Source organism: Streptomyces sp. NPDC006335, from assembly GCF_040612795.1.
Taxonomy (GTDB): Bacteria; Actinomycetota; Actinomycetes; order Streptomycetales; family Streptomycetaceae; genus Streptomyces.
In genome coordinates, this window is the sequence record NZ_JBEXQX010000003.1 from 411,944 (window position 1) to 425,987 (window position 14,044).

The window sequence follows — 14,044 nt, forward strand, 5'->3', positions numbered from 1 at the left end:
CACGCTCCCCGCGGTTCGGCGAAGGGCGCGCTCACGCGACGGCGGTGCCCTCCAGCTCGACCATCTGGCCGGGGACCGCCAGCCGGCTCACCCCGAGCATCGTGGTGGCCGGTGCCACCCCCGCCGCGGCCAGCCGTCCCGCCAGCACGCCGTAGTGCGGGAAGAGCAGGTCGACGTCCGTGGTGTAGACGTTGAGCCGGACGAGGTCCGCGAGGGACATGCCGGCCTTGCCGAGCACGGCCTCCAGGTTGTCGAGACTCAGCGCCAACTGGGCCGCCATGTCGCCTTCGTGCCGGGGTCTGCCGTCGTCGCCCATCGCGGTCTGTCCGGAGCAGTACAGCGTCCGGGTGTGCCCGGAGACGACCTCGCCCTGGTTGAAACCCATCTCCAGCGACCACGTCACCGGGTTGACCGCCGTTCGTTCCACTGCCACTTCGGCTCCATTCGATGCGTCGGGAATGCGTACGTCCGTCGGCGCCGTCGCCGCCGCCGATCTCGGTGCGCACCAGCCTTCCGGGACATCACGACACCCTCTGTCATGTATTCGATAAGGTCCCCGTGTGCGCGCCGATCGCTTGGTCTCGCTGGTGCTGCTGCTGCGGCAGCGCGGCCGGATGACCGCGGCCACGCTCGCCCGCGAGCTGGAGGTGTCCACGCGCACCGTGCTGCGCGACATCGAGGCGCTGTCCGCGGCGGGCGTCCCGGTCTACGCCGAGCGCGGCCGGCACGGCGGGTTCGCCCTGTTGCCGGGTTTCCGGACCGAGCTCACCGGGCTGAACCACGACGAGACCGTCGCCCTGCTGACCGCCGGAGCGGGGCGCGGCGAGCAGGTGTTCGGCCTCGGCCCGGCGCTCGCCTCGGCCCTGCGCAAGGTGGTCGACGCGCTGCCCGAGAGCCATCGGGCCACCGCGAGCGACGCGGCCCGGCGCTTGCTCGTCGAACCGGAGACCGACCTGCTCTCACGCCGGCCGGCCACCGACGAGGTGCCCGGTACCGCGATGAGCGAGATCCGACGCGCGGTGCTCGCCGGGCACCGGCTGCGCATCCACTACGCGGCCACCGACCAGGCGCCGCGGTGGCGCACGGTGGACCCGATCGGCCTGGTCACCGTGCGCGAACGCGGCTATCTGCTGGCCACGCGAGCGGGCGCGGACCGCACCTACCGGCTGTCACGGGTGCTGGCCGCCGAGGAACTGCCCGAACCGGCGCAACGGCCCGACCGGGTCGATCTGGACCAGGTCTGGTGGGAGCGCTGCGCGCGGTTCCTGTCCGACGGCCACATCGCCGTGCTGGTACGGGTGAACCCCGAGCGGCGGGAGGACCTGCTGAGCAGCGCCGTGGCCCTGCGCGGAGCGGAACCCGACGGGGACGGCTGGCTGCGGCTGGAGGTGACGTTCCAGGACCTGCGGCACGCGGAGTGGGCGCTGTGGCAACTCGGCACGGATGCGGAGGCCTTGACGCCGGAGTCGTTGCGCATGTCCCTGCGGGACCGCGCCGTAGCGGTCGCCGCCCGCTACGGGGATCCGTCACGAGGGGACTCGTCCTGAGTCCCGCCGTGGTGCCGGGGGAGCTTCACGTCCGGGCTTCCGGGCGTGGCCGCGCGGTCGTCACGGCGTGGAGAACAGGCCCGGTCCGTGTGGCGAGGGACCTCCCACGTGGCCGCCGCTCGTGGCTCGCAGGAACTCCAGTTTCTCCGCGTCGGGGGAGCCCGCGGCCACTGTGTAGACGATGAGGCGGATGTCGCTGCCCGGGACGGTGAGCACGTCGCAGTCGCACGTCACGTCGCCGACCTCGGGGTGCTCGATGGTCTTGCGGGCCGAGACGTGCGGTCCGACCGCGCCCTCGTCCCACAGCCGGGTGAACTCCGCGCTGGTGGAGCGCAGTTCCTCGACGAGGTCGATCAGGCCGCGGTCGCGGGGGTGGTCGACCAGAGCGGTGCGCAGGTCGGCGACGAGGGCGGCCTCCAGGGCGTCGCCGTCATTGCGCACGGGCCAGGCCGCGAGCCCCGAGGGCCCGGTGGTGAAGACCGACCTCACCAGGTTCCGCTCGGTGGGGGTCCGTGCGCTGGGGTCGCCCAGCAGCGCCGCCCACGCGGGGGTCCAGGACAGCAGCGTCCAGTCGGCGCTGAACACGCCCACGGGGAACTCGCCGAGGCGGGCCAGCATCCGCTGCACCCCGGTCGGGACGTGGGTGGAGACCGTCCCCTCCTGGGGCGGGAGGAGGCCGGCCAGGCGGTAGGCGTAGTCCCGTTCCGCGGGGTGCAGTTGCAGTGCCCTGGCCAGGCTGGCGACGACCTGCGCCGAAGGGCTCGTGGCCCGTCCCTGCTCCAGCCGCACCACGTAGTCGACCGACAGCCCCGCGAGATCGGCGAGTTCCTCGCGTCGCAGCCCCGCCGCACGTCGGCCGGGGCGCGAGGGCCGTCCGACGTCGGCGGGGGAAAGCCGGTCGCGCCAGCGGCGCAGTGCCGTGCCAAGGGTCTCGTCCACTCGACCATTGTGGGGGCCGTGCGGTCGCCGTGCCTGGTACTGGCGGTCCTACCGTCGCGGGAGGCACTGGTTGTCCTCGCGCCGCCGCCCGAGAGTGAACGCATGACCACGACTTTCATCACAGGGGCCAACAAGTCCCTCGGGTACGAGACCGCCCGCCGCCTGATCGAGGCCGGCCACACCGTCCTCCTCGGCGCCCGCGACAACGAACGCGGCCGGGCGGCCGCCGACGCGCTCGGGGCCCGCTTCGTCCAGATCGACGTGACCGACGACGCGTCGGTCACCGCGGCCGCCGCCGACGTCGCGGCTCGCGAGGGCGGCGTCGACGTACTGATCAACAACGCCGGTGTCCTCGGACCGCACGTCCCCGCCGACGAACTCACGGGCGCTGACGCGACCGCGGTGTTCGACGTCAACGTCGTGGGGATCGTCCGGGTGACGCACGCGTTCCTGCCGCTGCTGCGCAAGTCCTCGCACCCGGTCATCGTCAATGTCTCCAGCGGCATGGGGTCGTTCGAGCTGACCCATGACGCGCAGCGCGCCGAGGGGCGGAACCTCGCACCGCTCTACACGGCGTCCAAGGCGGCCGTGACCATGCTGACCACGCAGTACGCGAAGTCCTGGCCGGACGTGAAAGTCAACGCGGCCGACCCGGGCTACACCGCGACCGACTTCAACGGGCACAGCGGACCGCAGACGGTGACCGAGGGGACCGACGCGATCGTCGCCCTCGCCACCATCGGGGCGGACGGCCCGACCGGCGTCTTCCGCGACCGTCACGGTGCGGTGGCCTGGTGATCCACGCGGTGGCCGGGCCGCGCCGGCGAGTGCTGTAGCCTGCCGTTCTATAACGACTGTTATAGGAGGTCGGCATGACCATCATCACCGTGAACGCCCCGAAGGGGCGGCTGGGGGTCGAGCGGCGGCGGGAACTGGCCGAGACGCTGACCGACGCGGTACTCGTGCCGGAGGTCGGGCAGCACGCCCCGGCCGCCAGGGGCGGGTTCCAGGTGCACTTCGTCGAGCGCGAGCGGGACATGATCGCCATCGGCGGACGGCTGCTGGCCGACGCAGCTCCCGACCTCGACGTCATGGTGATCGACATCGCGGTCATGGACGCCGCCTGGCAGCGGGACGTACGCGCCGCGGTGATCGAGAGGGTGCTGGCCGCGCTCGCGGCGGCCTGTGGGCTGGAGAAGCCTTCGCCGGCCTGGTGGGTCAACTTCCGGGTGATCGACGAGGGCAGTTGGGGCTCGTCGGGAGGCGTGCTCTCCGTCCTGCCGCTCCTCGACAGCGGCGTTTTCACCGAGGAGCGGGCCGAGGCCGTCCGCGCGGCGCTGGGGGCGTGAGTCGATGTCTCGGTGACCTCGTCTCGGTGGCCGCGGCGACGAGTGCGGGCGACGGCGGCCGCCGCGAGCTCAGTGGCCTTCGGCCCGGTCTCACGCCTGAGCGGAGTGGCCTTCGGGTCCGGTCTCACGCCTGACCCGACGCCCGCCAGAGGTGAGGGCCCAGTGGCGTGATTGCAGCATTTGTGGTTACTCGCCCGATATGTCGAAACTTATGAAACTCGGACACAGGCATCACGACGTTCGCCATGGCTCGGGTCGCTCCGACGACCTCCAGGCCGACGAGCAGGAAGGCCGCGCCGATTCCTACGGCCGCGAGGACGAGCCGGGGAGGTTCGGTCCCGGCCCCGAAGTGGAGCGCAACGCCCCGGACGCCCCCACCGGGATGTCGAGGCAGTCGTGGTCGGCGGCGCTGCGCGGCACGTTGAAGGAGTTCAAGCGAGACGAACTCACCGATCGTGCGGCCGGCCTGACCTACTACGGCATCCTGGCGCTGTTCCCCGCGCTGCTGGTGCTGGTCTCTCTGCTGGGTATCTCCGGAAAGTCGACCACCGACAAGGTGCTGGACAACATCCAGCAGCTCACTCCGGGCGCCGCCAGCGATGTGATCCGCAACGCGGTGCAGCAGTTGCAGGGCAACTCCGGCGTGGGGTCGATCATGGCGATCGTCGGCCTGGTCCTGGCCGTGTGGTCGGCGTCCGGCTATGTGGCGGCGTTCATCCGCGCCTCCAACGCCGTCTACGACGTGCCCGAAGGCCGTCCGGTGTGGAAGGTCCTGCCGCTGCGGCTGGCCCTGACCGTCGTACTGCTGGTCCTCGCCGTGGTCAGCGCCCTGATCGTCGTCTTCACCGGCCCTCTGGCCCAGCGCGCCGGGGACGTCCTCGGGGTCGGTGACACGGCCTTGACCGTGTGGTCGATCGCGAAGTGGCCGGTCCTGGTCGTCCTGGTCACCCTCATGATCGCGATCCTCTACTGGGCCAGCCCCAACGCGAAGGTCCGCGGCTTCAAGTGGATCACGCCGGGCAGCTTCCTCGCCGTGGTCATCTGGATGATCGCCTCCGCCGGGTTCGCGCTCTACGTGGCGAACTTCGCGTCGTACAACAAGACTTACGGCACCTTCGCCGGAGTGATCGTCTTCCTGATATGGCTGTGGATCACCAACATCGCGATCCTGCTGGGCCTCGAGTTCGACGCCGAGGGCATCCGCCAGCGCGCGGTCGCCGGCGGCCACCCGCCGACGGAGGAGCCGTACGTCGAGCCGCGCGACACACGCAAGTGGACCGATGAGGACCGCCGTCGCCTTGAGTAGGCGACCGCCGCCCCAGGCGTCATGAGTGCCTGACCTGGGAGAAGAGGCAGGGTGCTTCGCCAGGTCGGGCGGGCTGTCAGGTAGTGCCGCGCCGTGCGCGCCCTGTGCCGCCATGAGGCCGTCACGCGAATTCAGATTCCCGCGCCGGTCTGCCCTGAGCTGGGTCGTTCGGGGTACTCGCCGGCGGAGGGCCGGACCGGCCGGCCCGAGCGATGAGAGGGACGGGAGGTGATGGCCGTGTCGAGCACACAGCCGTACTCGTCCGGGACCGACCACAGCCCGCGACCTTCCGGCCAGGAGCCGGTGGGCGAACTGGTGCAGAAGGCCTCGCAGCAGCTCACGGAGCTGGTGCGTGGCGAAATGCGCCTGGCACAGGCGGAGATGAAGGAGAAGGGCAAGCGCTACGGCAAGGGTGGCGGCCTGTTCGGCGGCGCCGGAGTGGTCGGGTTCCTGATGCTCCAGGCCCTGGTGGCCACCGCCATCGCGGCGCTTGCCGTACCGCTTCCCGTGTGGGCCGCGGCACTGATCGTGACCGCCGTGCTGGGGGTGATCGCCGCGGTGATGGCCCTGAGCGGCAAGAAGCAGGTCAGCCAGGCGGCACCGCCCACACCTGAGCAGACGATCGAGAACGTGAAGGCCGACGTGGCCGAGATCAAGGAGAGCGCACAGCGATGACCCAGCCACCCCACGACGAGCCGACCGCCGCCGGCCCCGAAGAGCTGCGCGAACAGGTCGAGCAGACCCGGACCGAACTCGGTGACACGGTCGAGGCCCTCGCCGCCAAGACCGACGTCAAGGCACGCGCCCAGCAGAAGGCCGCCCACGCCAGGGAACAGGCCACCGTCAAGGCCGCCCACGCCAGGGAACAGGCCACCGTCAAGGCCGCCCACGCCAAGGAGCAGGCCGCCGTCAAGGCCGCCCACGCCAGGGAACAGGCCACGGTCAAGGCCGGTCAGCTCAAGACCAAGGCCGCCGACCTGGCCCATCAGGCACAGGACAAGCTGCCCGACCCGGTCAAGGACAAGGCCGCCCAGGCCGCCGAACAGGCACGCACGAAGACAGCGCAGGCCACCCAGCTCTGGCACGACAAGGCTCCCGAACCCGTACAGCAGAAGACCGCCCAGGGCGCGGAGCTGGCGCGCAACAACCGCAACCTGCTGCTGGCGGCCGTCGGTGCCGCCGTGGTGGTGTGGCTGGCCTGCCGCCGCAAGGAGTGAACCGATGAAAGCATCGAAGATCGCCTACAAGCCGGTCGGCCTGGCCGTCGGCGCCGTCAGCGGCGTCATCGCCGGTGCCGTGTTCAAGCAGGCGTGGAAGATGCTGGGCCACGACCAGGACGCCCCCGACGCCACCGACGAGGAGCGCAACTGGGGCGAAGTGGTGCTGGCCGCCACCCTGCAAGGTGCGATCTTCGCCGCGGTCAAGGCGGTCGTCGACCGAGGCGGTGCCACCGCCACGCGGAGCCTGACCGGCACCTGGCCCGGCTGATCCGACATGCCCAGGGGGCCGGTACGCGCGGTACCGGCCCCCTTCTCGTCGTTCCGTCCCAGGGCGACTTGGTGGGCGAACTGGTGTTCGCGCGCCGGCCCCCGGCACCGGCCACGCATGGAATGGCGCGGCCGAAGCATCCGAGAGGGCATGGAATGTGTGATCTACCGACATCCGACGGGTGAGGGCGAGAAGATCGACTGCCGTCAGGAGGACGGCGGGTGCCAGGCCACTCTCGACCGCCTGGCCGCCCTCAAGCCCGACGAGTTCGCCTGGATCCGAATGGACGAGCCCCGACCGGACGAGCTGCAAAGGCTGGGCGAGCACCTGAAGCTGCATCCTCTGGCGATCGAGGACGCTGTCCAGGCGCATCAGAGGCCGAAACAGGAGCGCTACGGCGATCTGCTGGCGGTCGCGGTGAAGACGCTGTGGTTCGTCGAGCGGTCCGCCGATGTGGAGACCGGCGAGGTCATGGTCTTTCTCGGCCCGTCGTTCGCGCTGACCGTCCGGCACGGTGCCCTCGACCCCACGACCGAGGCCGCCGACCGACTGGCGGCCGAGCCGCAGATGACCCGGTTCGGACCGGTCAGCGTTCTGCACGCGGTCACCGACGTGATCGTCGACGCCTATGCGCAGGCCGCCGCGCAGGTCAGGGCGGACCTCACCGAACTCGAACGGTGCGTCTTCTCACCCGCGCGCGACGATCTGACGGAACGCATCTACTCGCTCAAGCGGGAGGTGGTGGAGTTCCGCGACGCCGTCCAGCCGCTGGTTCCGGTGATGCATCCCTTCACCGCGCCTCGTGAGGACTGGCCACGGGAAGCCGTGCCGTACTTCCGTGACGTCGCCGACCACCTCACCCGCACCGACACCGAAGTGCGCGCCCTGGACGACCTGCTCGGCTCCGTCCTCGACGCCCACCTGGCGAAGGTGGGCACCTGGCAGAACGACGACATGCGCCGCATCAGTGCCTGGGCGGCCATCCTCGCCATCCCCACCATGGTCGCCGGCGTCTACGGCATGAACTTCGCCCACATGCCCGAGCTGGACTGGCGGTACGGCTACCCGTGCGCACTGGCCCTGATGGCCCTCGGCTCGGGACTGCTGTACCGGGCCTTCCGACGCAACGGCTGGCTCTGACAGCCCGAGGACGTCTCTCTGACAGGCCAACGACCCCTGTCCGCCTGCCGGTTCCGTGGGCCGCGCCCGCAGCGCACACGGCCCGCAGCCGGACAGGGATCGTCAGTCCTGCCGCTGCCGTCCGGCGGTGCGCGAACACGCCGACAGCCGACGCCGGCCTCCGGCTGAGCTCGCCGCTGAGCGTCTGCTGGACCCGACCGCTGGGCTCGTTCAGCCCGATGATCTCGACGGTCTCGCCCCGCTGGGCGTACTGGTCTCGATGGCGTCCAGGGCGGCGGCGGAGGAGGCCGCCTGGGTCTGACTCCCACCGACAGCGCGCAGCGGCCGTGACCTGGAGGTCACGGGGAGTTCGCGGCCACCCCGGGCGGCGCGCCTCACCAGGACTCCCACGCTCGCCGACGCCCCGACGCCCTCCTCGCCTCACAGCCAAGCCGGTCATCCGGCACGAGGGCGACGACCGGGCACCCACACCTCTTGGAGGCTGCGAAGGATCGCGCCACGTGACCCGCGCGGTCGGCCTTCTGCTCGGCGCGGCGGGCGAGGTGTCGCAGGACTCAGCGCTTGCCGGGCGGAAACCGATCGGTGTACCGTGCTGGAAACCGATCGGTTTCCAGCTTGGAGTTCACGTGACCTCTCATGCCACCTCCTCGATCTTCGTGATCGGCGGCACAGGCGCCCAGGGCATGCCCGTCGTCCGCGCTCTCGTCGCCGACAAGAAGTACTCCGTCAAGGTCCTCACCCGGGACGCCACCTCGCCCCGGGCCCAGGAGCTTCTCGCGCTCGGCAACGTCTCCATCCTCGAGGGGACGTTCGCCGACGAGGACGTACTGCGCGAGGGATTCCGCGGCTGCGACGGGGCGTTCGTCAACATCGACGGGTTCAACACCGGCGAGAAGACGGAGACCTACTGGGCCTTCCGCACGTACGAGATCGCGATCGAAGAAGGAATCAAGTTCTTCGTCTACGGAAACCTCGACTACGCCCTCAAGAAGTCCGGCTACGACTCCAGGTTCCGTACCGGCCACTATGACGGCAAGGGCCGTATGGCCGAATGGGTGCTGTTCCAGAACGAGAGGAACAGCGACCGGATGGGCGCGGCGGTCTTCACCTCGGGTCCCTACATCGAGATGGTGATCTCACCGCTCACGCCCATGACGCCCACCGTCGAGGACGGTGTCGTCACGTGGCGGGTCCCTCTCGGTGAGGGAGCCGTTCCGCACGTGGCCCTGGAGGACTGCGGGTTCTACGTTCGCTGGCTCTTCGACCACCCGGAACGGGCCAACGGTATGGACCTCGAAGTCGCCATCGAGCACATGACCTACGCCGACATGGCCGCGGCGTTCGAGAAGGTCACCGGGCACCCGGCGCGGTACATCGACACCGACCTGGACGCGTACTGGAACAGCCCGGACCTGACCGGGCTCGCCGATCACCCCGCCGGGTACAACGCCGACCCGAACGACAAGAGCACCATGAGCTTCCGTGACAATTTCACCGGCTTCTGGAATGTGTGGAAGCACGGGATCATCACCAGGGACTACGCCCTGCTCGACGAAATCCACCCCGACAGGGTCAGGAGCGCCGAGGAGTGGTTCCGTCGAGAGGACCGGCTGGGCAGGGAACTCGGCAAGGGAAGTCTCTGGGAGAGGGTCCAGCCGGAGAACTGGGGCATGGACTCCGCGATCCTCAAGAGCAGCGCGGACTTCAGGACGGGCAAGTTGTAGACGGACCCTCGCACGGCACGTCAACTGCGGCGGCTACGTCGTCTCGCGCTGGACGAGCCCCAGGATGTCGCCCGCCTCGATCCCGCTCGGCACCGCGGGCACCGGAGCCCCGACCGCCGTGAGGATGCCGGCGGTGAGATTGCTGGCCGCCGCGGTGAGGTCCATGCCGATGGTGGTCAGGGCCGGTACGGCGAGCGAGCTCACGGGGAGGTCGTCGACGCCGATGAGGGCCAGGTCGTCCGGGACGTCGATGTGCTGGGTGCGGCAGCTCGCCAGGACGGCGAGGGCGATCAGGTCGTTGAACGCGGCGACCGCCGTGACCGGGGTGGCGCCCCGCGTCCACTCCACGACGGCGGCCCGGGCGCTGTCCCGCGAGTACCGCATGCTGACCACCCGCGGAGCCGGCAGGCCCAGTTCGCGGCAGGCCCGGGTGGCTCCCTCCAGGCGCGGCAGGCAGAAGGGCCGCTCCCGTGGGTCGTCCAGCGCGGCGTAGCCGATGTGCCGGTGGCCGCGGGCCGCGAGGTGCTCGATCTGCAACCGTCCGATGTCTTCCTGGCTCAGCCCGGTCAGGCCGCTGCCGTCAGGCGTGAACACACCGTCGAGCAGCGGGATTTCAGCCCGGCGCAGTGACTGCGCGTCGGCGGGCGGCAGGCTGCCGAACGCGACGACCACCGCCGGCTGGACGTGCTGCCACAGCTCGGCCAGCGGCGTGGCCGTCCCGGCGTGGTGCAGATACACGCAGGTGTAACCGGCCTCGCCCAGCGACCGGCCGAGGGCCAGCTTGAACTGCTCCATGGCCTCGGCGACGGGGAAGTCCGGAACCACGCAGAGCACGACGTTGCTCCGGCCCTTGCGCAGCGCGCGGCCGGCCCCCGACGGCACGTAACCGAGACGCTTCGCCGTCTCCAGGACACGACGGCGGGTCTCCGCGGAGAGGCCGTGCTCCTCCCTGCCGTTGAGCACGAAGCTCACCGTGGTCTGCGAGACCCCGGCCTCCCGCGCCACGTCCTTGCTGGTGACCCTCGGCAATGCCCCTCCCCGCCTCTTGCCACGTCTTCAGTCACAGGCTACGGTACGGCGATCAGCGATCTAATACGTATTAGATTTCATTGGGTCGCCGCATCGGTCGCCGCAATGGCCTGCCGGGGGACGCCCCGCACCCGTTTTGCCCGAGCCGCCCACCCCGGCCCATCACCGCCTTCCGCGCGCCGACGGGGTGGATCCACACGAAGAGAGATCTGTCATGGACGACACGATCCCCGTCACCACCGACACGACACCCGGCCGCGTTCCCGCCCCCGCCGATCCCGTCCGCCTGGGCCGCCTGCTCGCCTTCGTCTTCCCGGCGACCACCGCGATGTACGCCCTTTTCAACGGGATCGGGGTGATCCTGCTCCCCGCCCAGGTGGCCGACCTCGCGCCCGGCTCCAAGGTCGGCGTGCTGGCGCTGCTGACGACCCTGGGCGCGGTGGCCTCCATGCTCGCCCTTCCCACCGGCGGAGCGCTGTCGGACCGTACGCGCTCCCGGTTCGGCCGGCGCGCCCCGTGGCTGCTGCTGATGGCCGGCGTGTCCGCCCTGCTGACGATCGCCTTGGGCCTGAGCACCGGACTGGTCGCCCTCGCGATCCTGGTCCCGATCCTGTGGTTCACCTCGAACTTCTACGGCGGGGCGATCTCGGCGATCCTGCCCGACCGGGTGCCCGTGGCCAGGCGTGGCATCGCCTCCGCGATCATCGGCCTCGGCACGCCCGTGGGCATCCTCTTCGGCGTCAACCTGGCGAGCCGGGTCAGCCAGGTCTGGGCGTACACGGTGCTCGCGCTGGTGCTGTTCGTCACGACGCTGGCACTCGTGACCGGTGCGCGGGAGCCCTCATCGCTCGACCTCGTGCCGGAGCGACCGAAGGAACGCGGCAACGCGGTCGCCGCCGTCCGGGCGTTCTTCCGCGCCTTCGGCCACCGTGACTTCGCCCTGGCCTTCGCCAGCCGGTTCGGGCTGTTCCTGGCCTACTTCACGGTCTCCGGCTACCTCTTCTTCGCCGTGCAGGACTACCTCGGCGCCGAGAACGTCCCCGGCGGCAATGTCGCCCTCGCGGTGAGCACCCTCTCGACCGTCTCGTTCGGCACCTGGATCGCCGTCGCCACGCTCTGCGGCTGGCTCGCCGACAAGCTCGACCGGCGCAAGCTGTTCATCGCGATCAGCGCCCTCGGCCTGGGCCTGTCCCAGGTCATACCGATCGTCAGCCACAGCTGGGGTGCGATGCTCGCGTACTCGGCCGTCTCGGGCGCCTCGCTGGGCACGTACTTCGCCGTCGACCTCGCCGTCATGTCACTGGTCCTGCCGGACAAGGAGAGCGAAGGACGCGACTTCGCGATCCTCAACGTCGCCACCGGCCTGCCCCAGCTCGCCGCCCCCGCCATCGCCGGCTCCCTCATCGGACTCGGCGGATACGGCTCACTGTTCCTCGTCAGCGGCGCGTCCGCCCTGGTCGCCGGTGCGTTGGCCATCGCCATCCGCTCGATCCGATAACCGTACGGAGCCCTCCATGCCCCAAGTCACCGCACCCACCGGGGTGTCGCTCCACCACGACACCTTCGGCGATCCGAACCACCCACCGCTGCTGCTCATCCAGGGCCTCGGGGCCCACATGCTCGGCTGGCGCGCCGAACTGTGCCGGCAACTCGCCGACGCCGGCTTCCACGTCCTGCGCTTCGACAACAGGGACGTCGGCCTGTCGCAGAAGTTCCCGCAGGGCGGCTACACCCTGGCCGACATGGCGGACGACACCGCGGGCCTTCTCACCGCGCTCGGCATTCCCGCCGCACACGTGGTCGGGCAGTCGATGGGCGGCATGGTCGCCCAGCAACTCGCCCTCGACCACCCCACCCGTGTGCTCACCCTCGCCCTGATCTACACGGCGCCCAGCACGGACTTCCTCGCCGGACGCGACCTGGTCGACGAGCGGACGCACCGCCCCCGGGCCCGCGACCGCGACGAGGCGATCGCGCTGTACCTGGAGAACGAAGCCGCGTGCGCCTCACCCGGATATCCCCAGGACACCGCGTGGCTGCGCGAACTCGGCGGCCAGATGTACGACCGGGACTACGACCCCGACGGCATCGAGCGGCAGCTGGAAGCGCTCGACCACTCTCCCGACCGCACGCCTCACCTGCACCGCATCACCGTGCCCACCACACTCCTGCACGGCGACGGCGACCGCCTGATCGGCCCCGACGCATCCAAGGTCATGCACGAACTGATCGCGGACTCGAAGCTCACGATCCACCCCGGCATGGGCCACGAACTTCCCCAGCCGCTCTGGCCGCACATCATCACCCAGATCCGGGACAACACGGCACGAGGGAGTGCGTGACATGACAGAAGTACGGGTGAAAGGCCACGTCTCCAGCGGCTTCGAACCGGTCGCGGACGCCTTCGCCGACAACTTCCGGCACCGCGGCGACACAGCGGCCTCCTGCGTGGTGTACGCCCAGGGAGCGCCGGTGGTGGACATCTGGGCCGGTCGGACCGCCCGGGGCGCCTGGACGCCCGACACCCGCACCGTCATGTTCTCGGTGAGCAAGGGCGTCACCACCGTCTGTCTGCTGATGGCCGCCGAGCGCGGCCTGATCGACGTCGACGCACCGGTCGCGAAGTACTGGCCGGAGTTCGCCGAGAACGGCAAGGAAGCGACGACGGTACGGCACCTCCTCTCACACCGGGCGGGCCTGGTGGCGCCCGAGGCGGACCTGACACTGGAGGATCTGCGGGCCTGGGAACCGGTGGCGGACACCCTGGCCCGGCAGGCACCGGCCTGGACCCCCGGGACGGCGTACGCCTACCACGCGCTCACGTTCGGCTGGCTGGCCGGCGAGGTGCTGCGCCGGGCCACGGGACTGCGCCCCGGCCAGTGGCTGCGCGAGCACATCGCCGATCCCCTGGACCTGACGATGACGTACGGCGCCGACACCGCGTCCCCCGACCTCCATCCCCTGGCGGACCCGCTGCCCAACACGGACCCCGAGGCCGTCGCCATGATGGCCGAGGCCCTCGCCGCGCCCCTGGTCGAACGCTCCATCAGCCTGGGCGGTCTCTACGACATCGCCCGGATCGCCCAGGTCGCCAACACGCAGGCGTGGCTGTCGGTCGAGATGCCGGCGGGCAACCTCGTGACCGACGCCCGCAGCCTGGCGCGGCTGTACGCGGCCACGGTCGGCGAGGTCGACGGCGTCAGACTGCTGGGCCCGGACATCGTCCGCGACGCCCTCGTGGTGCGCTCGCAGGGGCGTCCGTTCGTGGGCCCGGACGCGAACAGCGGCTGGGGGACCGGCTTCATGACCAGCTCCGCCCACCGGCCCATGATCGGCCCCGGCAGCTTCGGACACGACGGCCTGGGCGGGTGCCTCGGCTTCGCACACCTGGAGTCCGAGGTCGCGTTCGCCTACCAGACCGCGCAGCCCGGCGGTCTCCCCGACGACCGGGCCGACGCGCTCAGCCGCGCGCTGCGCGGCTGCCTGTGAAGCCCGGCCCCACCCCCCACGCCCGAACCAGTC

General features: G+C 70.7%; 16 protein-coding genes. 13 read left to right on the top strand and 3 right to left on the bottom strand.

Going from position 1 to position 14,044, the window contains the following annotated elements:
* Positions 1 to 31: 31 nt before the first annotated feature.
* Complete coding sequence (locus tag ABZ098_RS12575; RefSeq protein ID WP_356590514.1) at positions 32 to 427, bottom strand: RidA family protein; 396 nt, start codon at positions 425 to 427, stop codon at positions 32 to 34.
* A gap of 133 nt (positions 428 to 560) precedes the next feature.
* Here ABZ098_RS12575 and ABZ098_RS12580 point away from each other — a divergent pair, with 133 nt between their 5' ends.
* Positions 561 to 1,547: a WYL domain-containing protein gene (locus ABZ098_RS12580; protein ID WP_356590043.1), complete on the top strand. Its 987-nt coding sequence runs from the start codon at positions 561 to 563 to the stop codon at positions 1,545 to 1,547.
* A 60-nt stretch (positions 1,548 to 1,607) separates the two neighbouring features.
* Here ABZ098_RS12580 and ABZ098_RS12585 read toward each other — a convergent pair whose 3' ends face one another.
* Positions 1,608 to 2,486 (bottom strand): helix-turn-helix transcriptional regulator, encoded by an 879-nt coding sequence (locus tag ABZ098_RS12585; RefSeq protein WP_356590045.1) that lies wholly within the window; start codon positions 2,484 to 2,486, stop codon positions 1,608 to 1,610.
* Positions 2,487 to 2,588: 102 nt separating this feature from the next.
* On the opposite strand from ABZ098_RS12585, the gene ABZ098_RS12590 reads away from it, so the two are divergent.
* From ABZ098_RS12590 to ABZ098_RS12630, 9 genes are all read left to right on the top strand, one after another.
* Positions 2,589 to 3,284 carry an SDR family NAD(P)-dependent oxidoreductase gene (locus tag ABZ098_RS12590; protein ID WP_356590047.1) on the top strand — a complete coding sequence of 232 codons (696 nt, stop codon included), beginning with the start codon at positions 2,589 to 2,591 and terminating at the stop codon, positions 3,282 to 3,284.
* Between the two features lie 74 nt (positions 3,285 to 3,358).
* Entirely contained in the window at positions 3,359 to 3,835 is a 477-nt protein-coding gene (locus ABZ098_RS12595) for a tautomerase enzyme (protein WP_356590049.1), read from the top strand.
* A 211-nt stretch (positions 3,836 to 4,046) separates the two neighbouring features.
* Positions 4,047 to 5,141, top strand: coding sequence for a YihY/virulence factor BrkB family protein (locus ABZ098_RS12600; RefSeq protein ID WP_356590051.1), 1,095 nt, complete (start codon positions 4,047 to 4,049; stop codon positions 5,139 to 5,141).
* Between the two features lie 303 nt (positions 5,142 to 5,444).
* Entirely contained in the window at positions 5,445 to 5,816 is a 372-nt protein-coding gene (locus ABZ098_RS12605) for a phage holin family protein (protein WP_356590516.1), read from the top strand.
* Positions 5,813 to 6,358 carry a DUF3618 domain-containing protein gene (locus ABZ098_RS12610; RefSeq protein ID WP_356590053.1) on the top strand — a complete coding sequence of 182 codons (546 nt, stop codon included), beginning with the start codon at positions 5,813 to 5,815 and terminating at the stop codon, positions 6,356 to 6,358. Before ABZ098_RS12605 ends, ABZ098_RS12610 begins: the two co-directional genes overlap by 4 nt.
* 4 nt (positions 6,359 to 6,362) lie before the next feature.
* Positions 6,363 to 6,629 (top strand): DUF4235 domain-containing protein, encoded by a 267-nt coding sequence (locus ABZ098_RS12615; RefSeq protein WP_356590055.1) that lies wholly within the window; start codon positions 6,363 to 6,365, stop codon positions 6,627 to 6,629.
* Positions 6,630 to 6,779: 150 nt separating this feature from the next.
* Positions 6,780 to 7,769 (top strand): magnesium and cobalt transport protein CorA, encoded by a 990-nt coding sequence (locus ABZ098_RS12620; protein ID WP_356590057.1) that lies wholly within the window; start codon positions 6,780 to 6,782, stop codon positions 7,767 to 7,769.
* Between the two features lie 127 nt (positions 7,770 to 7,896).
* A complete protein-coding gene (locus tag ABZ098_RS12625; protein WP_356590546.1) occupies positions 7,897 to 8,070 on the top strand; it encodes a hypothetical protein in 174 nt (57 codons plus the stop codon).
* 325 nt (positions 8,071 to 8,395) lie between these two features.
* Positions 8,396 to 9,493: an NmrA family NAD(P)-binding protein gene (locus ABZ098_RS12630; protein WP_356590059.1), complete on the top strand. Its 1,098-nt coding sequence runs from the start codon at positions 8,396 to 8,398 to the stop codon at positions 9,491 to 9,493.
* Between the two features lie 33 nt (positions 9,494 to 9,526).
* Here ABZ098_RS12630 and ABZ098_RS12635 read toward each other — a convergent pair whose 3' ends face one another.
* Positions 9,527 to 10,522, bottom strand: a complete 996-nt coding sequence (locus ABZ098_RS12635; protein WP_356590061.1) for a LacI family DNA-binding transcriptional regulator — start codon at positions 10,520 to 10,522, stop codon at positions 9,527 to 9,529.
* 214 nt (positions 10,523 to 10,736) lie between these two features.
* Here ABZ098_RS12635 and ABZ098_RS12640 point away from each other — a divergent pair, with 214 nt between their 5' ends.
* The 3 genes from ABZ098_RS12640 to ABZ098_RS12650 are packed head-to-tail and all read left to right on the top strand — an operon-like array spanning position 10,737 to position 14,011.
* Positions 10,737 to 12,020 (top strand): MFS transporter, encoded by a 1,284-nt coding sequence (locus ABZ098_RS12640; protein ID WP_356590063.1) that lies wholly within the window; start codon positions 10,737 to 10,739, stop codon positions 12,018 to 12,020.
* A gap of 16 nt (positions 12,021 to 12,036) precedes the next feature.
* A complete protein-coding gene (locus tag ABZ098_RS12645) occupies positions 12,037 to 12,864 on the top strand; it encodes an alpha/beta hydrolase (protein WP_356590065.1) in 828 nt (275 codons plus the stop codon).
* Position 12,865: 1 nt separating this feature from the next.
* Positions 12,866 to 14,011, top strand: coding sequence for a serine hydrolase domain-containing protein (locus ABZ098_RS12650; RefSeq protein ID WP_356590067.1), 1,146 nt, complete (start codon positions 12,866 to 12,868; stop codon positions 14,009 to 14,011).
* Positions 14,012 to 14,044 lie beyond the last annotated feature (33 nt).